This is a genomic window from Azohydromonas lata (assembly GCF_034427735.1).
Lineage (GTDB): Bacteria > Pseudomonadota > Gammaproteobacteria > Burkholderiales > Burkholderiaceae_C > Azohydromonas > Azohydromonas lata.
Genome location: NZ_JAXOJX010000021.1, coordinates 32,561 through 54,174, shown reverse-complemented (window position 1 = coordinate 54,174; position 21,614 = coordinate 32,561). Strand labels below are relative to the sequence as shown.

Annotated in this window: 20 protein-coding genes and 2 tRNA genes; 6 read left to right on the top strand and 16 right to left on the bottom strand. The window is 70.7% G+C overall.

Features of this window, described 5'->3' with window-relative positions; all coding sequences use genetic code 11:
* Window positions 1-38: 38 nt before the first annotated feature.
* The 5 genes from hemW to SM757_RS14030 are packed head-to-tail and all read right to left on the bottom strand — an operon-like array spanning window position 39 to window position 4,600.
* Window positions 39-1,244, bottom strand: a complete 1,206-nt coding sequence (hemW, locus tag SM757_RS14050) for a radical SAM family heme chaperone HemW (protein WP_322465970.1) — start codon at window positions 1,242-1,244, stop codon at window positions 39-41.
* Window positions 1,245-1,287: 43 nt separating this feature from the next.
* On the bottom strand, window positions 1,288-1,920 hold the full coding sequence (locus SM757_RS14045) for a non-canonical purine NTP pyrophosphatase (protein ID WP_066338232.1): 633 nt from the start codon (window positions 1,918-1,920) through the stop codon (window positions 1,288-1,290).
* Window positions 1,917-2,663: a ribonuclease PH gene (gene rph / locus SM757_RS14040; RefSeq protein ID WP_322465947.1), complete on the bottom strand. Its 747-nt coding sequence runs from the start codon at window positions 2,661-2,663 to the stop codon at window positions 1,917-1,919. The genes SM757_RS14045 and rph overlap by 4 nt, the downstream gene beginning before the upstream one ends.
* Window positions 2,664-2,685: 22 nt before the next feature.
* Window positions 2,686-3,594, bottom strand: coding sequence for a PP2C family protein-serine/threonine phosphatase (locus SM757_RS14035; protein ID WP_322465946.1), 909 nt, complete (start codon window positions 3,592-3,594; stop codon window positions 2,686-2,688).
* 37 nt (window positions 3,595-3,631) lie between these two features.
* A complete protein-coding gene (locus tag SM757_RS14030; protein ID WP_322465945.1) occupies window positions 3,632-4,600 on the bottom strand; it encodes a serine/threonine protein kinase in 969 nt (322 codons plus the stop codon).
* Between the two features lie 28 nt (window positions 4,601-4,628).
* Here SM757_RS14030 and SM757_RS14025 point away from each other — a divergent pair, with 28 nt between their 5' ends.
* From SM757_RS14025 to SM757_RS14010, 4 genes are all read left to right on the top strand, one after another.
* Window positions 4,629-5,537, top strand: a complete 909-nt coding sequence (locus SM757_RS14025) for a YicC/YloC family endoribonuclease (protein ID WP_322465944.1) — start codon at window positions 4,629-4,631, stop codon at window positions 5,535-5,537.
* A 38-nt stretch (window positions 5,538-5,575) separates the two neighbouring features.
* Complete coding sequence (gmk, locus tag SM757_RS14020) at window positions 5,576-6,196, top strand: guanylate kinase (protein WP_322465943.1); 621 nt, start codon at window positions 5,576-5,578, stop codon at window positions 6,194-6,196.
* A 45-nt stretch (window positions 6,197-6,241) separates the two neighbouring features.
* Window positions 6,242-6,445 (top strand): DNA-directed RNA polymerase subunit omega, encoded by a 204-nt coding sequence (rpoZ, locus tag SM757_RS14015; protein WP_066338251.1) that lies wholly within the window; start codon window positions 6,242-6,244, stop codon window positions 6,443-6,445.
* A 132-nt stretch (window positions 6,446-6,577) separates the two neighbouring features.
* Window positions 6,578-8,866 carry a RelA/SpoT family protein gene (locus SM757_RS14010; RefSeq protein WP_322465942.1) on the top strand — a complete coding sequence of 763 codons (2,289 nt, stop codon included), beginning with the start codon at window positions 6,578-6,580 and terminating at the stop codon, window positions 8,864-8,866.
* Window positions 8,867-8,976: 110 nt separating this feature from the next.
* Here the strand turns inward: SM757_RS14010 and greB are convergent, their stop codons facing one another.
* From greB to hemC, 8 genes are all read right to left on the bottom strand, one after another.
* The gene (greB, locus tag SM757_RS14005; protein ID WP_066338262.1) at window positions 8,977-9,552 is read right to left on the bottom strand and encodes a transcription elongation factor GreB; all 576 of its coding nucleotides are present in this window, start codon (window positions 9,550-9,552) and stop codon (window positions 8,977-8,979) included.
* Between the two features lie 77 nt (window positions 9,553-9,629).
* Window positions 9,630-9,896: a hypothetical protein gene (locus tag SM757_RS14000; RefSeq protein WP_322465941.1), complete on the bottom strand. Its 267-nt coding sequence runs from the start codon at window positions 9,894-9,896 to the stop codon at window positions 9,630-9,632.
* 163 nt (window positions 9,897-10,059) lie between these two features.
* Window positions 10,060-10,136, bottom strand: a tRNA-Arg gene (locus tag SM757_RS13995).
* A gap of 244 nt (window positions 10,137-10,380) precedes the next feature.
* A tRNA-Arg gene (locus SM757_RS13990) sits at window positions 10,381-10,457 on the bottom strand.
* Window positions 10,458-10,491: 34 nt separating this feature from the next.
* Entirely contained in the window at window positions 10,492-11,733 is a 1,242-nt protein-coding gene (locus SM757_RS13985; RefSeq protein ID WP_322465940.1) for a heme biosynthesis HemY N-terminal domain-containing protein, read from the bottom strand.
* Between the two features lie 2 nt (window positions 11,734-11,735).
* Entirely contained in the window at window positions 11,736-12,824 is a 1,089-nt protein-coding gene (locus SM757_RS13980; RefSeq protein ID WP_238455926.1) for a uroporphyrinogen-III C-methyltransferase, read from the bottom strand.
* A complete protein-coding gene (locus tag SM757_RS13975; protein WP_322465939.1) occupies window positions 12,821-13,618 on the bottom strand; it encodes a uroporphyrinogen-III synthase in 798 nt (265 codons plus the stop codon). Before SM757_RS13975 ends, SM757_RS13980 begins: the two co-directional genes overlap by 4 nt.
* A gap of 17 nt (window positions 13,619-13,635) precedes the next feature.
* Window positions 13,636-14,571 carry a hydroxymethylbilane synthase gene (gene hemC / locus SM757_RS13970; protein WP_322465938.1) on the bottom strand — a complete coding sequence of 312 codons (936 nt, stop codon included), beginning with the start codon at window positions 14,569-14,571 and terminating at the stop codon, window positions 13,636-13,638.
* Between the two features lie 143 nt (window positions 14,572-14,714).
* Between hemC and ppc the strand changes: the two genes are divergently transcribed.
* Window positions 14,715-17,513: a phosphoenolpyruvate carboxylase gene (gene ppc / locus SM757_RS13965; protein WP_322465937.1), complete on the top strand. Its 2,799-nt coding sequence runs from the start codon at window positions 14,715-14,717 to the stop codon at window positions 17,511-17,513.
* 138 nt (window positions 17,514-17,651) lie between these two features.
* A complete protein-coding gene (gene argH / locus SM757_RS13960) occupies window positions 17,652-19,049 on the top strand; it encodes an argininosuccinate lyase (RefSeq protein ID WP_322465936.1) in 1,398 nt (465 codons plus the stop codon).
* A gap of 99 nt (window positions 19,050-19,148) precedes the next feature.
* On the opposite strand, the gene SM757_RS13955 is transcribed toward argH, so the two are convergent.
* Genes SM757_RS13955 through SM757_RS13945 form a run of 3 tightly spaced genes read right to left on the bottom strand, consistent with a single transcriptional unit; the run spans window position 19,149 to window position 21,604 of the window.
* Window positions 19,149-20,030, bottom strand: coding sequence for a formate dehydrogenase accessory sulfurtransferase FdhD (locus SM757_RS13955; protein ID WP_238455927.1), 882 nt, complete (start codon window positions 20,028-20,030; stop codon window positions 19,149-19,151).
* A gap of 27 nt (window positions 20,031-20,057) precedes the next feature.
* Entirely contained in the window at window positions 20,058-20,441 is a 384-nt protein-coding gene (locus SM757_RS13950; RefSeq protein WP_322465935.1) for a hypothetical protein, read from the bottom strand.
* Window positions 20,442-20,464: 23 nt separating this feature from the next.
* Entirely contained in the window at window positions 20,465-21,604 is a 1,140-nt protein-coding gene (locus SM757_RS13945; RefSeq protein WP_066341884.1) for a formate dehydrogenase subunit gamma, read from the bottom strand.
* Window positions 21,605-21,614: the final 10 nt, after the last annotated feature.

The window sequence follows — 21,614 nt, the reverse complement described above, 5'->3', positions numbered from 1 at the left end:
GCACCGGCGGGCAGGCCCAAGCGGCCCAGCCAGCCGGCTCAAGCCGCCGGCAAGAACAGCCCCTGCAGATCGCTCAGGAAGTCGAAGCCGCGCGCCGTGGGGCGCACCACGTCGCCGTCGCGCTCCAGCAGGCCGCGGCGCTCGCCCTCGGACAGCGCCCGCTGCAGGGACTGCAGCGGCTGCCCGGTGCGCTCGCTGTAGCGCGTCAGCTCGAAGCCCTCTTTCAGCCGCAGCGCGTTGAGCACGTACTCGAAAGGCAGCTCCTTGGGCGTGACGGTGTGCTCGTTGGAGACGGCCTGCCCCTCGCGCGCCTTGGCCATGTAGCTGGCCGGCTCGCGCCAGCGCTGCTGGCGCAGGATGCGGTCGGGAAAGCTGATCTTCCCGTGCGCCCCTGCGCCAATGCCCAGGTAGTCGCCGAACTCCCAGTAGTTCAGGTTGTGCACGCAGCGGTGGCCGGGGCGCGCGAAGGCCGAGACCTCGTAGCGCTGCAGCCCGGCCTCGGCCGTGCGCTCGGCCAGCAGGTCCAGCATGTCGGCGGCCAGGTCGTCGTCGGGCAAGCCTTCAGGCGGCCTGGTCGCGAAGCGCGTGTTGGGCTCCATCGTGAGGTGGTAGATGGAGAGGTGCGGCGGGGCAAACGACAGCGCCGTGTCCAGATCCGTGCGCAGCATGTCCAGGCTCTGGCCGGGCAGCGCGTACATCAGGTCGATGTTGAAGGTGTCGAAGGCGGCAGCCGCCTCCGCCACCGCCGCGCGCGCCTGCGCGGCGTCGTGCACCCGGCCCACGGCCTGGAGCATGGCATCGCTGAAACTCTGCACGCCCACGGACAGCCGCGTCACGCCGGCGGCGCGGTAACCGCGGAAGCGGTCCTTCTCGAAGGTGCCGGGGTTGGCCTCCAGCGTGACTTCGCAGCCGGGCTCCAGCGGCAGCCGGGCGCGGATGTCGGCCAGCAGCCGGTCTATGGACGCGGGCTCGAACAGGCTGGGCGTGCCGCCGCCAATGAAGATGCTGAAGACGCGCCGGCCCCAGATCAGCGGCAGCGAGGCCTCCAGGTCGGCCATCAGCGCGTCGAGGTAGGCGGACTGCGTGTCCTGCGACAGGCCCTCGCCCGCGCGCACCTCGTGCGAGTTGAAGTCGCAGTAGGGGCACTTGCGCAGGCACCAGGGCAGGTGCACGTACAGCGACAGCGGCGGCAGCGCCTGCAGCGCGATGGCGCCGGGGCGCAGCAGCCGCACGGGCACGGCCACAGGCGCCGGAGCGCCGGGGCCGCCGGGAGAAGGGGACTGCTGGTCAGCCAAGGTGCCAGGCCTCCCGCATGAGCGCGGCCATCTGGCGCGCGGCCAGGGCGCGGTGGCTGTGCGCGTTCTTCACGTCGGCGCCGAGCTGGGCCACGGCCTGGCCCAGCCCGGGGATGAAGAGCAGCGGGTCGTAGCCGAAGCCGCCCTCGCCCGCGGGCTGCTCCAGGATGCGGCCTTCCCAGCGGCCGAAGGCGATCAGCGGCTCCGGGTCCTGCGCGTGGCGCAGCGCCACCAGCGTGCAGACGAAGCGGGCGCGGCGGTTGGCTTCATCTTGCAGCCTGGCCAGCAGCAGCGCGTTGTTGGCGGCGTCCTGTTGGGCGCGCTGCTCCTCGCGCGGCAGGCCGGCGGGGAATTGCAGCGGCGCGAAGTGCGCGGAGATCACGCCGGGCGCGCCGCCCAGGGCGTCCACGCACAGGCCGGAGTCGTCGGCGATGGCCGGGCCGCCGGCGGCCAGCGCGGCGTGGCGCGCCTTGGCCAGCGCGTTCTCCACGAAGCTCACATGCGGCTCCTCGGCCTCGGCAATGCCCAGCGAGCCCTGCGTGACCAGTGCCACCGGCAGCCCGGTGAAGAGCGTGCCCAGCTCGGCGAGCTTCTTGGCGTTGTTGGAGGCGAGGACGAGCTTCATGCCGCGCCTTCCGTGATGTCCGCCAGCGCGCGGCGCTGCAGCGCCACCAGCTCGGCGATGCCCTTGGCGCCCAGGGCCAGCAGCGCGTCGAGCTGCTCGCGGCTGAAGGGCGCGCCCTCGGCCGTGCCCTGCACTTCCACGATGCCGCCGCTGGCGGTCATGACGATGTTCATGTCGGTGTCGCAGGCGGCGTCCTCGACGTACTCCAGGTCCAGCAGCGGCGTGCCTTCGACCAGGCCCACGGAGATGGCGGCCACGGCGTCGCGCAGCGGCGAGCGGGTGATGAGGCCCTTGCCCAGCAGCCAGCTCACGGCGTCGGCGGCGGCCACATAGGCGCCGGTGATGGCGGCGGTGCGGGTGCCGCCGTCGGCCTGCAGCACGTCGCAGTCGATGAGGATGCTGCGCTCGCCCAGGGCGCCCAGGTCGAACACCGCGCGCAGCGAGCGGCCGATGAGGCGCTGGATCTCCTGCGTGCGGCCGCTTTGCTTGCCCTTGGCCGCCTCGCGGGCGCCGCGGGTGTGGGTGGCGCGCGGCAGCATGCCGTACTCGGCCGTCACCCAGCCCTCGCCGCTGCCCTTCTTGTGCGGCGGCACGCGCTCCTCGACGGAGGCGGTGCACAGCACCTGCGTGTCGCCAAAGGCGACGAGCACGCTGCCCTCGGCGTGGCGGGTGTAGCGGCGGGTGATGCGCACGGGGCGCAGGGCGTCGGCGGCACGGCCTTGCGTGCGTTCAAAAGCGGTCATGGGGGTCCGGAAAAAGGTTGGGTTACTTGGTGCGGCGCTGCGTGGAGCGCCGTATGGCTTCGTTGATTTCGCGGATGGAGCGCTCGATGTCCTCGTCGTCGAAGCCGTCGTCCGCGCTTGGGCTGAAGTCCGGTGGCTGGAAGGTGGAGGCGAAGGGCACGGGAGCGGCGGTTTCGGCCACGGCCAGGTGCAGCGGGTCCTCCTCGGCATCCCACTGCAGTGCCAGCGCGGTGACGTTGTCGGCGCGGGCACCGGCCACGGCCAGGGCACGCTCCACCAGGGCGGGCACGGCCTCGGACAGCGGCTGCGAGGGCTGCAGCGCCTGGGCGATGTCGGCGTCGTCCACGCAGCCCCACAGGCCGTCGGAGCACAGCAGCACGCGGTCGCCGCGCTGCAGCCGCTGCGGGCCGCCGCCGTCGACCACGGGCTTGCCGGGGCTGCCCAGGCAGGTGAAGAGCACGTTGCGGTTGCGCCGCGGCTCGCGCGCGGGCTCCAGGGTGCGCGCGAGCTCGGCGTAGGAGTGGTCGCGGGTGCGCGAGAGCAGCCGGCCCTCGCGCAGCAGGTACAGCCGGGAGTCGCCGCTGTGCGCCCAGTACGCATGCCGGCCCTGCAGCACGCAGGCCACCATGGTGGTGCGCGGGGTGTCGGCCAGCGCGCGTTCGCCGGCGTAGCGCAGCAGTTGCCGGTGGGCCGCGAGCAGCGACTCCTGCAGGAAGCGCTGCGGGTCGGCCAGGCAGGGCTGGGCCTCGCGCTGGAACAGGCCGGCCAGGGTCTGCAGCGAGAGCTGCGCGGCGACCTCGCCCTCGGGGTGGCCACCCATGCCGTCGGCCAGGGCGAAGAGGCCGGCCTCGCGCGTGTAGCAGTAGCCCATGCGGTCCTCGTTGCGCGCGCGGCCGCCCTGGCGGCTGAGCTGGTAGACGCTGAACTTCATGGGCGCTAGGCGGGCAAGGCGGCGGGCGCGGCGCCCCTTACACCTTGCTCCCGGTCTTGAGGTTCTCGATCTGCAGCTTCAGCCGCTCGCTGAAGGAGAGCTTGGTGTAGCGGCGCTCGGTCTCGCGGCCAAGCTCCTTTTGCAGCGCGAAAACGCTTTGCGGGCGCGACAGCGGGTCCAGCGACATGCACCATTCCGTGACCTCGATGAGGTTGTCGGAGTAGATGTTGCGCAGCCGCGAAAGGCTCAGGGCAAGGCGGTCCTTCTCGATGCGCTGCGGCGCGTCGTTGGGCGGGTAGCCCTGCATGCAGGCGTAGATGCAGGCGCCTATGGCGTAGATGTCGGTCCAGGGGCCCAGGGTGCCGTCGCGGCGGTACATCTCCGGCGCGGCGAAGCCGGGGGTGTACATGGGGCGGATGAAGTCGCCCTCCTTGGCCAGCACCTCGCGCGCGGCGCCGAAGTCCAGCAGCACGGCGCGGTTGTCGTCGGTGATGAAGATGTTGGCCGGCTTGATGTCCAGGTGCAGCATCTTGTGCTGGTGGACGATGCGCAGGCCGCGCAGCACCTCGTCGAAGAGGCTGCGGATGGTGGATTCGCGAAAGACCTTGTCGCGCTTCAGGTCGCGCGCGGTGACGATGAAGTCCTGCAGCGTGTCGCCCTGCAGGTAGTTCATCACCATGTACACGGTCTCGTTTTCCCGGAAGAAATTGAGTACCGAGACCACGCTGGGGTGGCTGATCTGGGCGAGCGAGCGCCCTTCCTCGAAGAAACTCTTGAGGCCAAGTCGATAGAGGGCCTGCTTGTCCACACGCACGCGCGGGGCGAGCTCTCCGGGGGCGCGCTCGGCCAGGGAAGATGGCAAATATTCTTTCAGCGCAACAAGATGGCGCTGGGCATCCTCGGCGAGGTACACCACCCCGAAGCCCCCGGCAGCCAGCCTCTTGACGATCTGGTAGCCGCCCACCACGGTGCCGGCTGGCAGCGGTGCCGGCTTGGGCTTTGACATAATCGAATTTTGCAATGCGATAAACGCCATGCCAGTTTACAGCATGACCGGTTACGCCAGCGCCAGCGCCGGCGGGGCCACGAATCCGGAATCGGGCGCCGTCAGCGGCAGCGTCAGCGTGGAGCTGCGCTCGGTCAACGGCCGTTTCCTGGACCTGAGCCTGCGCCTGCCCGACGAGCTGCGCTCGCTGGAGCCGGCCCTGCGCGAGCTGGTCAGCGGCACGTTCAAGCGCGGCAAGATCGAGTTGCGTGTCTCCACCGGGCGCGACGGTGAAGGCGCCTGGCCGCAGCCCACGCCGCAGCAGCTGCACCTGCTGTCGCGGCTGGAGAGCACCGTGCAGGGCTGGATGTCCAAGGCGCCGCCGCTGTCGGTGCACGAGGTGCTGCAGTGGTGCCGCAGCGGCGGGACGAGCGAGCAGCCCGACGAGATCGCCATGGAGGCGGCCCGCGCCGCCGTGGAAGGCCTGCGCGAGGCGCGCGAGCGCGAGGGTGGGCGCCTCGTGGCCATCCTGATGGAGCGCGTGCAGCGGCTGCGCGAGCTGGCCGCGCAGGCCGAGCCGCTGGTGCCGCAGGTGGTGCAGCGCCAGCAGCAGCGCTTCCTGGAGCGCTGGCGCGAGGCGCTGGCCACGGCCGGCGCGGGCGCATCCGTCAGCGCCGAGGCGCAGGCCGAGCGGGCGCTGTCGGAAGCCGCGGCCTACGCCATACGCATCGACGTGGCCGAGGAGCTGTCGCGCCTCAAAGCCCACCTCGACGAGATCGAGCGGCTGCTGGCCAAGGGCGGCGAGCTGGGCAAGCGGCTGGACTTCCTCATCCAGGAGCTGCACCGCGAGGCCAACACGCTGGGCTCGAAGTCCGCGGCGCTGGAGCTGACCTCGGTGTCGGTGGAGATGAAGGTCGCCATCGAGCAGATGCGCGAGCAGGTGCAGAACATCGAGTGATACCGGCCGAAGCAGCCGCAGTACAGGGACCTCAAACCATGGAAACCCCGGGCAATCTTTTCGTCGTCGCAGCGCCCAGCGGCGCTGGTAAATCCAGCCTCGTCAAGGCGCTGCTGGAGCTGGACTCGCACCTGGCCGTCTCGGTCTCGCACACCACGCGCGCGCCGCGCGGGCAGGAGCAGGACGGGCGCGAGTACCACTTCATCAGCAACGCCCAGTTCGACGCCATGATCGAGCACGGCGACTTCTTCGAATGGGCCGAGGTGCACGGCAACCGCTACGGCACCTCGCGCAACGCCATCGAGACGCGGCTGCAGGCCGGCGAGGACGTGGTGCTGGAGATCGACTACCAGGGCGCGCTGCAGATCAAGCAGCTCTTTGCGCACGCGGTGCTGATCTTCATCCTGCCGCCGAGCTGGGAGGAGCTGCGCCAGCGGCTGCAGCGCCGCGGCGAGGACCAGCCGGACGTGATCGCGCAGCGCATGGTCAACGCCCGGCACGAGGTCGCCCAGGCCCGGCACTTCGACTACGTTATAATCAACGCCCTCTTCGAGACGGCGCTTTTCGACCTGAAGACCGTCGTCCACTCCCAGCGCCTGAAGTACGCGTCACAGCAGCGCAGCAAGTCGCAGGTGTTCGCCGCGCTGGACCTCATCTGAACAGCCCACGAGCCTTATTCCGAAGGTTCTGAAGGAGAAGCCCGCATGGCCCGCATCACCGTCGAAGACTGCCTCCACAGGATCCCCAACCGCTTCCAGCTCGTTCTGGCCGCCACCTACCGTGCGCGCATGCTCAGCCAGGGCCACGCGCCCCGCATCGAGAGCAAGAACAAGCCGGGCGTGACGGCGCTGCGTGAAATCGCCGCCGGCGAAGTCGGCCTGGAGATGCTGCGCAAGGTGCCGGTCTGACGACCGGCCCCGGGGCTTAGCCACCCATGGCCTGACACGGGCGCCTGCTATAGGCGCCCGTTTTCATTGGGCGCACGTTTTCATTTGGGCCTGCCGCGAATGCGGGGGGCGCCGACAAGCTAAATTCGCCTCATGGGCATCCGTTCCTTCGCCGCCGATCTCTTGCCGTCCGCGCTGCACCTGGGCACGCGCGCTCCGTCGACCCCGTCTCAGGCCGCCGCGCGGCCGGCGGAGGTGGCGTCGTTCGCCGCCCTCACCGACAAGCTGGGCTACCTCGCCAAGGCCGACGTCAAGAAGGTGCGCGAGGCCTACAAGTTCGCCGACGAGGCCCACTTGGGCCAGTACCGCGCCAGCGGCGAGCCCTACATCACCCACCCCATCGCCGTCGCGGGCCTGTGCGCCGACTGGAAGCTCGATGCCCAAGCCATCATGGCCGCGCTCATGCACGACGCCATGGAGGACTGCGGCATCACCAAGCCGGAGCTCATCGAGCGCTTCGGCGCCGCCACGGCCGACCTGGTGGACGGGCTGACCAAGCTCGACAAGCTGCAGTTCAACACGCGCGAGGAATCGCAGGCCGAGTCCTTCCGCAAGATGCTGCTGGCCATGGCGCGCGACGTGCGCGTCATCCTCATCAAGCTCGCCGACCGGCTGCACAACATGCGCACCATGGGGGCCATGGCCGCGCACAAGCGCGGGCGCATCGCGCGCGAGACGCTGGACATCTACGCCCCCATCGCCCACCGCCTGGGCCTGAACCAGACCTACCGCGAGCTGCAGGAGCTCAGCTTCCAGTACCTGCACCCCTGGCGCCACGCCGCGCTGTCCAAGGCCGTGCAGCGCGCGCGCGGCTACCGGCGCGACCTCGTGGAGCGCATCCGTGGCGACGTCGAAAAGGCCTTCGCCGCGGCCAAGCTCAAGGTGCTGATCACCGGGCGCGAGAAGACCGTCTATTCCATCTACGTGAAGATGCGCGAGAAGCACACCGGCTTCGCGCAGGTCAACGACATCTTCGGCTTCCGCGTCGTGGTGCCCGAGCTCTACGACTGCTACCACGCGCTGGGCGTGCTGCACCAGCTCTACAAGCCGGTGCCCGGGCGCTTCAAGGACTACATCGCCATCCCCAAGGCCAACGGCTACCAGTCGCTGCACACCACGCTGGTCAATCCGCTGGGCACGGCGGTGGAGTTCCAGATCCGCACCGAGCCCATGCACGCCGTGGCCGAGGCCGGCATCGCCGCGCACTGGATGTACAAGGTCAAGGACGACAACGGCCTGGGCGAGGCGCAGCGCCTGGGAGCCCTGTGGCTGCAGTCGCTGGTGGACATCCAGGACGAGACGCGCGACGCCAGCGAGTTCCTGGAGCACGTCAAGATCGACCTGTTCCCCGACGCCGTCTACGTCTTCACGCCCAAGAGCAAGATCCTGGCGCTGCCGCGCGGCGCCACCCCGGTGGACTTCGCCTACACCATCCACACCAACGTCGGCGACCACACGGTGGCCGCCACCGTCAACGGCGAGCCCGTGGCGCTGCGCACCGAGCTCAAGAGCGGCGACGTGGTGGAGATCGTCACCGCGCCGGGCGCGCGCCCCAATCCGGCCTGGCTGAACTTCGTGCGCACCGGCCGCGCGCGCTCCAAGATACGCCACTACCTCAAGAACATGGAGCTGGAGGAGTCGCGTGCCCTGGGCGAAAAGCTGCTGGCGCAGGCGCTGCGCGCCGAAGGCCTGCAGCTGCCGCAGATCGAGGACGCCGACATACAGACCGCCGCGCTGTGGCAGGCGCTCACGCGCTGGAGCGGCAACCGCGGCCCGGCCGAGCTGCTCACCGACATCGGCTTGGGCAAGAAGATCGCCACCATCGTGGCCAAGCGGCTGGCGCAGCTCATGGCCGAGCAAGGCCAGCGCCCCGACGCCGTGACGCTGACCATGGGCCGCTTCGCCGCCCGCGAGGAGGCCGGCGGCCAACACGGCACCGTGACCATCGACGGCAACGAGGGCACCTCGGTGCAGCTCGCGCGCTGCTGCCGCCCCATCCCGGGCGACTCCATCGTCGGCTACCTGGGCCGCGGCGAGGGGCTGACCGTGCACACCGCCGAATGCGCCGTGGCGCGGCGGCTGCACGAGCGCGACGCCGAGCACTGGCTGCCGGTGGAGTGGGCCGAGGACATCTCGCGGCCCTTCGAGGCCGCGGTGCTCGTGCTGGTGCGCAACGGCAAGGGCGTGCTGGCCCGCGTGGCCGCCGCGGTGAGCGCGGCCGAGGCCGACATCACCCACATCGACATGGGCGAGGAACACGGCGGTGACAGCGCCGAAATGCGGCTGCTGCTGAGCGTGCGCGACCGGCTGCACCTGGCCGACGTGCTGCGCACGCTCAAGCGCGCGCCCTCGGTGCTGCGCGCCTACCGCGTCAAGCCCTGAGCGGCGCGGCCGGCGGGCCGCCGGCTTGCGCCCTCAACAGAGGCGCCCTGCCCCGCGGCGCTCCTCGCTCACCAACGCTGCACCGTGCCGCCCTGCGCGGCCCCCGTGCCTCAGGACGCCGCGGCCTCGCCCGGCCTCGGGTAGCGCACCTCCAGCACCTCCAGCACCTGCAGCCCGCCGGGGGACACGAACTGCACCTCGTCGCCCTCGTGGGCCTTGAGCAGCGCGCGGGCGATGGGGGCGATCCAGCTCACCTCGCCCTTGAGGTTGTCCACCTCGTCTATGCCCTTGATGGTGATGGTGTGCTCGGCGCCCTGCGCGTCGGCGTAGGTGACGGTGGCGCCGAAGAACACCTGGTCGCTGCCGTGGTGCGCGGACGGGTCGGCCACCTCGGCCACGTCCAGCCGCTTGGTCAGGAAGCGGATGCGGCGGTCGATCTCGCGCAGCCGCTTCTTGCCGTAGAGGTAGTCGCCGTTCTCGGAGCGGTCGCCGTTCTTGGCGGCCCAGGAGACGACTTCCACCGTCTTGGGCCGCTCCTCGTCTATGAGCTGCAGCAACTCGGCGCGCAGCCGCGCGTAGCCCTGCGGCGTCATGTAGTTGCGCCCGCCTGCGGGCAGCGGCGGCAGCGCCAGGTCGTCGTCCTCGTCGGCGCTGCTGTCGCTCTCTTTCGTGAATGCCTTGCTCATGGCGCGATTTTGCGTCCCTTGCCCGGTACTCCCGAGCGCGCGGCGGCTGCCGGCACGCGCTCGGCGGGGCCGGGACTTCAGTGCTTGACGTTGGCCTTGTTGAAGCCGGGGTTGGGGGCGAGGTGGTGCAGGCCCTCGGGGCTGGTGTCGGAGCTGGTGCCGCATGGCGCCTGCCATTCGCGCAACTCCTGCTCCAGCACCTGCTGGCCGTCGCGCGAGGCCAGCTCTATGAGCGCGAACACGTTGTCGTCGTTGACCAGCTCGCGTCCAAGGCCCTTTTTCAATTGCCGGTAGATGCCGTCGATGTCCGACCCGGCTTTGCCGTCCTGTTGAACCTGTTTCATCGCCATTACTCCTGCAGTTGAGCGTTCAACGCAAGTCAGCAAGGGCGATGCCCGAGTGGCGAGCTTCATCGTCCCGCGCCATCCGCCATCGGGAGGACATGGCAAAAGAAGCGGCCATGAAAAAAGCGGACAACCCGTAAAGGTTGTCCGCTTTCTTACGTTTTGGTGCGGCTGGCAGGATTCGAACCCACGACCCCTTGGTTCGTAGCCAAGTACTCTATCCAACTGAGCTACAGCCGCTTCAAGCCCGCCAGTATAACCTGCTTTTTAGTATTTACAACACTTAAAGCCGATCTTTTTAGTCAACTTACTAAGCTTACCGGAGAGCTTTTGCAAGCGACGACACCCGGCGGGGCATCTGGAAAACGCCGGTCATCACTGACTGACGTTGAATCACGTTTTTACGTGCGTCCCGCTGCTTGACTTGTTTGCCGGCCCTTTTGAGGGCTTGGGCAGCTCGTTCAAGCAACGGGCTTCTTGTTATTGGTGCGGCTGGCAGGATTCGAACCCACGACCCCTTGGTTCGTAGCCAAGTACTCTATCCAACTGAGCTACAGCCGCGCTGAGCCTTGAATTCTATACTGACTTTTGCGCGTCAATCAAGAGCCGCTGCAAATTCATTGCAATCGTGTGCGCGCGGCAAGTCGCCCTCCTCGCGCGCGAGCTGCGCCAGGGTGCGCCAGGCGCGGCGGCGGGCGGCCGGGGCCAGGCGGGCATCGCGGGCCGACTGCTCGAGCGGGCGGCGCGCCTTGCCCCAGAGCTGGCGCTCGGCGAAGGCCGCGCCGGCGGCCACGACCATGGCGGGCTCCTGCGGGTAGGCCTGCAGCGCCGACTCCAGCCGCGGCAGCCAGTCCGCACCCACGCCCGGCAGCGCCGGCAGCAGCGCCAGGGCGATCTGCTCGCGCTCGTCGGTGGAGAGCTCTTCCAGCCTGTCCCACAGCGGGCGCAGCCAGCCGCGGGCGTCGCCGTGGCCGCCCAACGCGGCGGCGTGTTGGGCCGCGCGCGCGGCGACGAAGGGGTCGCGGCGGTCGGCCGGGTCCAGGCCCTGCCAGACCTGGGAGAGCTGGTCCAGGTCGTGCGCCTGCTCCAGCGCCTGGAAGGCCAGCGAGCGCAGCAGCCCCTGGGCCGCCACGGATGAAAAACCCTGGTGCTTGGCCAGCAGCCGTGCCGTGGGCAGCGCCTGCAGCGGCTGCTGCGCCAGGCGCTGGGCCTGCAGGCGCAGCCGCAGCGCCTGGGTGCGTCGCGCCACGCCCGGGGGCAGCTCGGACAGCAGCGCCTGCGCCTGCGTGGCGTCGCGGTCGTCCAGCGCCCATTCGGCGGCCAGCAGCAGTGCGGCGTCGTCGCCCGCGCGCGGCACGCCCACACGGCGCGTGGCCAGGGCCTGGCGCAACTGCTCGTCGCGCTCGGCGCGGTTTTGCAGCCGGTGCGCGCTGGCCGCGGCCAGCAGGTGCGACAACTGCGCCATCTCCTGCTCGCCGCCGTCCGGCGTGAACTCGCGCAGCGCCAGCGCCCGCTGCGCGGCCTTTTGCGCGCGGGTGTAGCGCGCGGCCAGGAACTCGGCCAGCGCCTGGCGCAGCGCGGCCTGCACGGCGCGCTCGCGGCGCAGCGCGCGCCACTCGCGCGCGCGCTGCGGCAGCCCGGTGAGCGCGCGCAGCGCCTGCAGCGCCGACACCAGCACCGCCCCGCCGCCCAGGAGCACCAGCAGGAAGAGGTTGAGCGAGAGGTCCATGCGCCAGCCCCGCCAGTACAGCGAGACCAGCCCGTCGTTGGCGCCCAAGGTGATGGCCGCCACCACCGCCGCCACGAAGAGCAGCACCAGCCAGATGACGCTGCGCATGCTCAGCGCCCCGCCGCCGCGGCGGCCAGCGCCGCCAGCGTCTCGTCCGGCCGCGGCAGCGACACCTGCTTGGTCTGCCCCGCCACCTGCTTGAGCAAGTCGGAGGCGACCTGCACGCGGCGCGAGCCGGGGTCGAAGTAGCGCTCCAGCGCGCCTTGCGCGTCGCGCATGTCCGACTGCGCGGTGGCGTACTGGCGCGACAGCAGCGCCAGCCGCGCGTTGAGCAGCCGCAGCTTGAGGTTCTCGCGCAGGAAGTACATCTGCTCCGGCGCCAGCAGCAGGGCTTCGGGCTGCTGCACGCGCGCCACGCGCACGAGGGAGCGCACCTCGTCCCACGCGCGGGCGGGCCAGGCGTCCCACCAGGCGCTCAGGTGATCGTTCCAGGACGCGGCGGAGGCGCCCGCCTCGGAGGCGGAGGCGCTGCGCGGCGCGGCGGCCGGGGCGCGGCGCGACTCGGTGGCGGCCAGCAGCGGCAGCTCGTCCACCAGGCGCACCAGCTCGTCGAGCTTGAGCGTGAGCGTGGAGAGGTCGCTCACGCCCACGGCCTTGACGCGGTCCAGGTCGCGCGCCAGGGCGCGGCGCACGCGCTCCAGGCGCGGCTGGTTGTAGCGCTGCAGCCGCTCGTCGGCCTGCTGCAGGGCGTGCAGCAGCGGCTCGGTGCTGCCGGTGATGGTGCTTTGCTGCAGGGCCACGCGCAGCGCGGCGTCCACGTCGGCCACGACGTTCTCGTCGCGCGAGCGGGAGAGGGACTGGATCAGGTCCTCGATCTGCGTGCGCTGCAGGGCGGCTTCGGAGACGCGCGCGTCCAGCAGCGCGACGCGGGCGCCGGCTTCGCGCGAGGCGTCCTGCGCCTGCTTGGCCAGCAGCAGCGCCTGCGCGGACTCGCCCTGGCTGTCGTCCTGGCGCTTGATCAGCTCCTTTTCCAGCACGCGCAGGCGCTGCTGGGTGCTCCAGCCCACGCCCAGCGCCCCCACGGCCACGGCACAGGCCACGATGAGGGCCCAGTCGCGCGTCGCGAGGCGGCGGGAGGTCACGGGCGCCGCGGGCGGCGGCGGTACGGCGGCGGCGTCGGTAGAGGCAGCTTGGTTCACGGTCGCGGGGGATGTTGTAGTGGGCGTTCAGCGTCGCGCAGCGCGGCGCACACGGCATCGAAAGCGGGAGGGACGCCGGCCACCTGCGCGAAGCCCACGTCGCGCGCGGCCTGCGCAATGCGCGGGTGCGAGGCCAGCGCGCGTGCGCCGGACCAGTCCGCGCCCGCGGGCGCCAGTGCCGGCAGGTAGCCGACCGCCTCGGAGCTGCTGAACAGCCAGATGAAGTTGTCAGGATGCGCCAGCGCGTCGGCGATGAGCGCGGCCTGGGCGGCGTGCGGTGCGGGGGCGCCGCGGCCGTAGGCCTGCAGGAAGCCCACCTGCGCGCCGGCCTCCTGCAGCCGCTGCGCCAGCCAGTCGCGCCCGCCTTCGCCGCGCACCACGCGCACGCGGCGGCCGCTCCAGGGCAGCGCGCCCATGCGTTGCCACAGCGATTCGGAGTCGAAGCTTTGCGAATCGGCCGCGGGCTGCAGGACGCTGGCTGCCGGCACGCCGGCGTCCATGAGCGCCTGCGCCGTGCCCGGCCCCGGCGCGGCGGCCCACACCTGGGCCGGCCAGTGGGTGCCGGGCGGCCGCGCGGCAAAGAAGCGGCTCACGGCATTTGGGCTGACGAAGACGAGCGCATGCACTGCCGCGGCGGCGATGTCGGCCCAAGCCGCGCGCAGCGGCGGCTGCGGCGCCTCGGCGATGTGCAGCAGCGGCAGCGCCACGGCGTCGAAGCCGGCCGCGCGCAGCCGCGCCACCCACTCGTCGGCCTGCGGCTGCGGCCGCGTCACCAGCACGCGCAAGGCCGGCATGGCGGACACCGCGGCGCTCAGTGCGCCGCTCCGAGGTAACCGGCCGCGCCCTGCTGTTGCAGCGCCTGCGCGGCCTGCGTGCCCAGGGCCTCGGCCTGCGCCTCGTCGGCGACGGCGGCCTGCAGTTGCGCGCGCAGCGGCGCGCGGGCGCCTTCGGCCACGTCCTCGCCGATGAGCACGTCCAGGTGCATCTCGCCGCCCGCCCAGGTCGCGTGCGCGGCCAGCGGCATGCTGCAGCTGCCGCCCAGGGCGCGGGAGACGGCGCGCTCGGCGATGGTCGCCAGCCAGGTGGGCCGGTCGATGAAGCCGGCGAGCTGGGCGATGAGCGCGGCGTTGTCGCTGCGCACCTCGATGCCCAGGGCGCCCTGGCCGGCGGCGGGGATCATCTGCTGCTCGTCGAAGACGCTGCGGATGCGCTGGGCCAGGCCCAGGCGCTTCAAGCCCGCGGCGGCCAGGACGATGGCGTCGAACTGGCCCTCGTCGAGCTTGCGCAGCCGCGTGTCGAGGTTGCCGCGCAGGGGCTCGATGCGCAGGTCCGGCCGCAGCGCGCGCAACTGCACCACGCGGCGCAGGCTGGAGGTGCCCACGCGCGCGCCCTGCGGCAGCGCGGCCAGGTCGTCGTACTGGTTGGAGACGAAGGCGTCGCGCGGGTCCTCGCGCTCCAGGATGGCGGCCAGCGTGAACCCTTCAGGCAGCACCATGGGCACGTCCTTGAGCGAATGCACCGCCAGGTGCGCGCGCCCTTCCTCCAGTGCCGTTTCCAGCTCCTTGACGAACAGGCCCTTGCCGCCGACCTTGGACAGGGTGCGGTCCAGGATCTGGTCGCCGCGGGTGGTCATGCCCAGCAGGGTGACGGTGGCGCCCAGCCGCTGCTGCAGCAGCGCGCGCACGTGCTCGGCCTGCCACAGGGCCAGGCGGCTTTCGCGCGTGGCGATGATCAGTGAATTGCTCATGGGGCGGAATTATCGGCGCGCGCCCGGCCCCCTTTCGGCGCCCCCACGCCTGACGTGAAAAGGGCACGACAGCCACGCAATAACGCGGCCCGGGGGCGCGACCCCTTAGGATGCGCGCTTTTGTTTTTTTGCGAGACACCCCCATGCCCCGCCGCCCTGCTCCCGCTGACGACGCCGCTGAGAAGAACCGCCCGCTGGTCGAAGACATTCGACTGCTTGGTCGGTTGTTGGGCGAGGTGATTCGCGAACACGAGGGCGCCGCCGCCTACGAGTTGGTCGAACGCGTGCGCCAGCTCTCCGTGGCCTACCGGCTCAAGAACGACGCCAATGCCGGCAAGAGCCTGGACAAGTTGCTCAAGAACCTGTCCTCGGACCAGACGGTGAGCGTCATCCGCGCCTTCAGCTATTTCAGCCACCTGGCCAACATCGCCGAGGACCGCCACCACGTGCGCCGGCGCGAGTTCCACGAGCGCCAGGCCGCGCACGACGGGCACCCGCCGCACGAAGGCTCGCTGGCCGCCAGCTTCGAGAAGCTCACGGCCGCCGACGTGCGCGCGCAGGACATCGCCCGCATGCTGGAGCAGGCCTACGTCTCGCCCGTGCTCACGGCGCACCCGACCGAGGTGCAGCGCAAGAGCATCCTGGACGCCGAGCGCGCCATCGCCGAGCTGGTGGCGCAGCGCGACCAGCCGCTGTCGCCCCGCGAGCGCGAGGACAACGAGGCGCTGCTGCGCGGGCGCATCACGCAGCTTTGGCAGACGCGCATGCTGCGCTACACCAAGCTCACGGTGGCCGACGAGATCGACAACGCCCTGTCCTACTACCGCACCACCTTCCTGCGCCAGATTCCGCGCCTGTACCGCGAGATCGAGCACATGCTCCCCGGCTACGCCGTGGGCAACTTCCTGCGCATGGGCAACTGGATCGGGGGCGACCGCGACGGCAACCCCAACGTGACGGCCGAGACGCTCAAGCTGGCGCTCTCGCGCCAGTCGGAAGTGGCGCTGCGCCACTACCTGATCGAAGCGCACGAGCTGGGCGCGGAGCTGTCCATGTCGCAAATGCTCGCGCCCGTGACAGCCGACATGCGCGAGCTGGCCGAGCGCTCGCCCGACCACAACCCGCACCGCGAGGACGAGCCCTACCGCCGTGCGCTCACGGGCATGTACGCGCGGCTGGCCGCCACGCTGTTCGAGCTCACCGGCACCGAGGCGCTGCGCCATGCCGTGGCGCCGCAAAGCCCCTACCCGAACGCCGAGGAATTCCTGCGCGACCTGGGCGTGATCGAGGACTCGCTCAAGAGCCACCACGCCCACGCCCTCATCACGCCGCGCCTGGCGCCGCTGATGCGCGCGGTGCAGGTGTTCGGCTTCCACCTGGCCACGGTGGACCTGCGCCAGAGCTCGGACCAGCACGAGGCCGTGATCTCCGAGCTGCTGCAGGTGGCGCGGCTGGAGAGCAACTACGCCGGCCTGGACGAGGCCGCGCGCCGCGAGCTGCTGCTGAAGCTTTTGAACGACGCGCGCCCGCTGCGCGTGATGGGCCACGAGTACTCGCCCTGGACGCAAAGCGAGCTGGCGGTGTTCGAGACCGCGCGCGCCATGCGCCAGTCCTTCGGCGCGCAGGCGCTGCGCCACTACATCATCAGCCACACCGAGGAGGTCAGCGACCTGCTGGAAGTGCTGCTGCTGCAGAAGGAGACGGGCCTGCTGCGCGGGCTGCTGGCCGAGGACGACGCGGTGGCCGACCTCATCGTCAGCCCGCTGTTCGAGACCATCGGCGACCTGCGCCGCGCCGCGCCCATCATGGGCGAGTACCTGGCGCTGCCGGGCGTGCTGGAGATGATCAAGCGCTCCGGTGCCGAGCAGGACGTGATGCTGGGCTACAGCGACTCCAACAAGGACGGCGGCTTCTTCACCAGCAACTGGGAGCTGTACCAGGCGGAAACGGCCCTCGTGGCGCTGTTCGAGCCGCTGCGCGAGCAGCACGGCCTGACGCTGCGCCTCTTCCACGGCCGCGGCGGCACGGTGGGGCGTGGGGGCGGCCCCAGCTACCAGGCCATCCTGGCGCAGCCCCCGGGCACGGTGAACGGGCAGATCCGGCTGACGGAGCAAGGCGAAGTGATCGCCTCCAAGTACGCCAACCCCGAGATCGGCCGGCGCAACCTGGAGACGCTCGTCGCCGCCACTTTGGAAGCGACCTTGTTGCACCCGACCAAAGGGGCGAGTAAAGCCTTCCTTCAGGCCGCGGCCGAGCTGAGCCAGGCCAGCTTCGAGGCCTACCGGCACATGGTCTACGACACGCCGGGCTTCGCGGATTACTTCTTCGCCGCCACGCCCATCCGCGAGATCGCCGAACTCAACATCGGCTCGCGCCCGGCCTCGCGCAAGGCCACGCGCGCCATCGAGGACCTGCGCGCCATCCCCTGGGGCTTCAGCTGGGGCCAGTGCCGCGTGGCGCTGCCGGGCTGGGCGGGCTTCGGCTCCGCCGTGGAAACCTTCCTGGGCACGGACGAGGCCGAACGCGCCAAGCGGCTCACGCTGCTGCGGCGCATGCACAAGCAGTGGCCCTTCTTCAGCACGCTGCTGTCCAACCTGGACATGGTGATGGCCAAGTCGGACCTGAACATCGCGCGCCGCTACGTGGAGCTGGTGGAGGACAAGCGGCTGGGCAAGAAGATCTTTGCCGCCATCGAGGCCGAGTGGCAGCGCACCTGCGAGGCGCTGAACCTCATCACCGGCGTTGGGCAGCGGCTGGCGTCCAACCCGGCGCTGGCGCGCTCCATCGAGCACCGCTTCCCGTACCTGGACCCGCTCAACCACCTGCAGGTGGAGCTGATGCGGCGCTGGCGCCGGGAGAAGGAGCACAACGACGAGCGCCTGAAGCGCGGCATCCACCTGTCCATCAACGGCGTGGCGGCGGGCTTGCGCAACACGGGTTGAGCGTGGGCGGGAGCGGCCCGGCCGCTCCCCTGGCGCCCGGCCCGGGCCCCTTGCGGGCTTGGCCGGGCCGTGCACCCCCTCACTTAAAATCGCGGATTCGCCTCCCGAATCCCGACGTTCTTCTTTTTCATCACAGCCATGTCCTCGAACCAACTCGACAAGAAGGCGCAAGCCTGGTCCGCCCTCTTTTCCGAGCCCATGAGCGAGCTGGTCAAGCGCTACACGGCCAGCGTGGACTTCGACAAGCGGCTGTGGGCGGCCGACATCGAGGGCAGCCTCGCGCACGCGGCCATGCTGCAGGCGCAGGGCATCATCGGCGCGCAGGACCTGGCCGACATCCAGCGCGGCATGGCGCAGATCCGCGGCGAGATCGAGGCCGGCAGCTTCGAGTGGAAGCTGGACCTGGAGGACGTGCACCTCAACATCGAGGCGCGCCTCACGCAGCTCGTGGGCGACGCCGGCAAGCGGCTGCACACCGGCCGCAGCCGCAACGACCAGGTCGCCACCGACGTGCGGCTGTGGCTGCGCGGCGAGATCGACCAGCTCCAGCCGCTGCTGGCCGCCATGCAGCGCGCGCTGGTGAGCGTGGCCGAGAAGAACGTCGAGACCATCCTGCCCGGCTTCACGCACATGCAGGTCGCCCAGCCGGTGAGCTTTGCCCACCACATGCTGGCCTACGTGGAGATGTTCGCCCGCGACGCCGAGCGCCTCACGGACCTGCGCAAGCGCGTCAACCGCCTGCCGCTGGGCTCGGCCGCGCTGGCCGGGACGAGCTACCCGCTGGACCGCGAGATGGTGGCCAAGCTGCTGGGCTTCGACGCCGTCACGCAGAACAGCCTGGACGCCGTGAGCGACCGCGACTTCGCCATCGAGTTCACGGCCTTCGCGTCCATCGCGATGATGCACGTCTCGCGCCTGGCCGAGGAAATCGTGCTGTGGATGAGCCAGAACTTCGCGTTCATCGACCTGGCCGACCGCTACTGCACGGGCTCGTCGATCATGCCGCAGAAGCGCAACCCGGACGTGGCCGAGCTGGCGCGCGGCAAGACGGGCCGCGTCTACGGCCACCTCACGGCGCTGCTGACGCTGATGAAGGGCCAGCCCCTCACCTACAACAAGGACAACCAGGAAGACAAGGAGCCGCTGTTCGACGCCGTGGACACGCTGCGCGACACGCTGCGCATCATGGCCGAGATGGTGGAAGGCATCATCGTCAAGCCCGCCGCGATGGAGAGCGCCGCGCGCCGCGGCTACGCCACCGCGACGGACCTGGCCGACTACCTGGTGAAGAAGGGCCTGCCCTTCCGCGACGCGCACGAGGTCGTGGCGCACGCGGTGAAGGTGGGCCTGCAGCGCGGCGTGGACCTGTCAGAGCTGCCGCTGGACGTGCTGCAGCAGTTCCACGCCAGCATCGGCGAGGACGTCTACGAAGTGCTGACCCTGCGCGGCTCGCTGCAGGCGCGCCAGGTGCTCGGCGGCACGGCGCCGGTGCAGGTGAGCGCGCAGATAGCGCGGCACAAGGGGCGGCTGGCTTAAAGAAGCGCTTCACGCCGCCTGCAGGCGGCTGCGCACCACACCCATGAAAAAGCCCGGCAGTGCCGGGCTTTTTCATTTGCGAGGGACCGTTGCGCCCTCTCAGATCGACCGCACCACGCGCGCCACCGGTGGCGCGGGCTCGGGCTCCGCATCAAACCGCTCGAAGCCGCAGTAGCAAAGGAAGTGGCGGTTGGCCGCGCGGCCGAAGAGCGTCATGCCCAGCTTCACGGCCAGCTCGTGGCCCATCTGCGTCACGCCGTTGCGGCTGACCACGATGGGCACGCCCATCTGCGCCGCCTTCATGACCATCTCGCTGGTCAGGCGGCCGGTCGTGTAGAACACCTTGTCGGCGCCGTCCACGCCGTTCATCCACATCCAGCCGGCGATGGAATCGATGGCGTTGTGGCGGCCCACGTCCTCGACGAAATACAGCATCTCGCTGCCGCGGAACACGGCGCAGCCGTGCACCGAGCCGGCCTTGCGGTGGATGCTGTCCATCTGGATCTGGCGCATGCGCTCCAGTTGCGCGGCCAGCGTGGACTGGCGCAGCCGCGCCTGCGTGGCCGAGGGCAGCCGCACGTCGTCGAGCTGCGTGAGCACGTCGCCGAACAGCGTGCCCTGGCCGCAGCCGGTGGTGACGATGCGCCGCGCGGTGCGGTGCTCGATGTCGTGCACGCCGTGGCGCGTCTTCACGGCCGCGGCGTTCACTTCCCAGTCCACCGTGACCGACTCCACCGCCTCCACCGAGCCCACCAGGCGCTGGTTGCGCAGGTAACCCAATACCAGCAGCTCCGGCGCCGCGCCCAGCGTCATGAGCGTGACCAGCTCGCGCTTGTCCACGAACACCGTCAGCGGCCGCTCGTTGGGCATGTGGATCACGCGGCGCTGGCCGTATTCGTCCAGCACCTCGACTTCGCGCGTGAGCGCCGCGCCGGCATCGGTCAGGCGCGGCAGCAGAGGCAGTTGGCAGGCGGGTTGCATGGCAGCCATGCTAGGGCCCTTCGAGCGTCAGGGCTTTTTCGCAGCCGCCACGGATGCGGCGGCAGCCGTCGTGGCGGCCGGGGTGGACGCCGCTGCAGCGGCACCCGCCGGGGCAGCGGCTTCAGGCGGCGTGTACGCGAAGGGGCCGGGGTCGGCGCAAGCCGGGGTGGCGACGACCTCGCCCACCGGCTTGCTGGCCTTCTTCGCCTCGGCCAGCGTGCGCGCGGCCACGCGGTCATTGGCCTTGCAGAGTTGATACGCGGCGACCTTGTCGCTCCACGCCGCCTTGGCCTTGGCCTCGTCGGCCTTGGCCTTGGCCTCGTCGGACGGCGGCGGCAGTTTGGCCAGCGCCGCGCCGGCGCCCAGCAGCGCGGCGGCGGCCAGGACGAAAGAACGGGAAAGCTTCTTCATGATGTTCGGGTCTCCTGCCCGGCTCAGGCGCGGGGCGTGGCCATGGGCGCGCTCGGCGCGGCGGTGGCCGAGCGCTGCGCGGGGATCTTGCCGGCCTTGACGTCGTCGTACCAAAGCTCGTGGTGCTCGCGCGCCCAGTCCTCGCTGACGTAGCCGGTGCGCATGGCGCGGTACGCGCCCTTCACGCCCACGGAGCCCATGTAGATGTGGCCCATGAACAGGCACATGATCAGCACGGTGGAGACGGCGTGGACCATGTGCGCCCACTGCATCTGGCCGCGCAGGTAGCCCAGCTCCGGGACGAGCTTGTCCAGCACCAGCCCCGAGCCCACCACCAGGGTGCCCAGCCAGAACATGCCGACCCAGAACAGCGTCTTCTCGCCCGCGTTGAAGCGGTGCGAAGGCACGTGCTCGCCGGTGAACAGGCCGCCGCCCTTGAGCGCCCACTTCCAGTCCCAGGCCCTGGGCAGGTTGTCGCGGGCGAACGTCAGCATCATCACCACCATGGACACGGCAAACGCCGGCCCGGCGAAGTTGTGCGCCGTCTTCAGCGCGTAGGTCAGCCAGCCGAAGAGATGCGTGCCGATGAGGGGGAGCAGGAAGAACTTGCCGAAGGCGATGACGATGCCCGACACCGCCAGCAGCACGAAGGCACCCGCGTTGACCCAGTGCGTGGCGCGCTCCAGGGGCGTGAAGCGCTCTATGGTTGCGGGCGCATGGTCGTCGTGGCCCATGGGGCCGCGCTTCCAGTAGAACAGGCCGATGGCCACCACCACGATGAGCAGCAGCGAGCCGCCGACGGGGATGAGCCAGCGGTTGCGCACCTGGCGCCAGGCCTCGCCCGCGTTGGTCACGGCCGAGCCCGGGTACTGCGTGAAGCGCTGGATGAGCACGCCCTTCTCCGCGCCGGGCAGCGAGGCGTAGCCCTCCACGTTGCCGCTCTCGCGCACGGCGCGCCACAGCGGCGCGTTGTTGCCGGGCTGGCTTTTCGCGCGCTCGGCGTTGGTCTCGTCCGCGCGCGGCTCGGCCGGTGTGACGGTGGCCGGCGCGGTGACGGCCGGCTTGGCGTCCGGCAGCGCCGGGGCCGTCTGCGCCAGCGACGCGCCGGCCCCGCCGGCCAGCAGCGCCGCGGCCAGCAGCAGTTTGTGCATCAAGGCTTGCATGGCCTCTCCT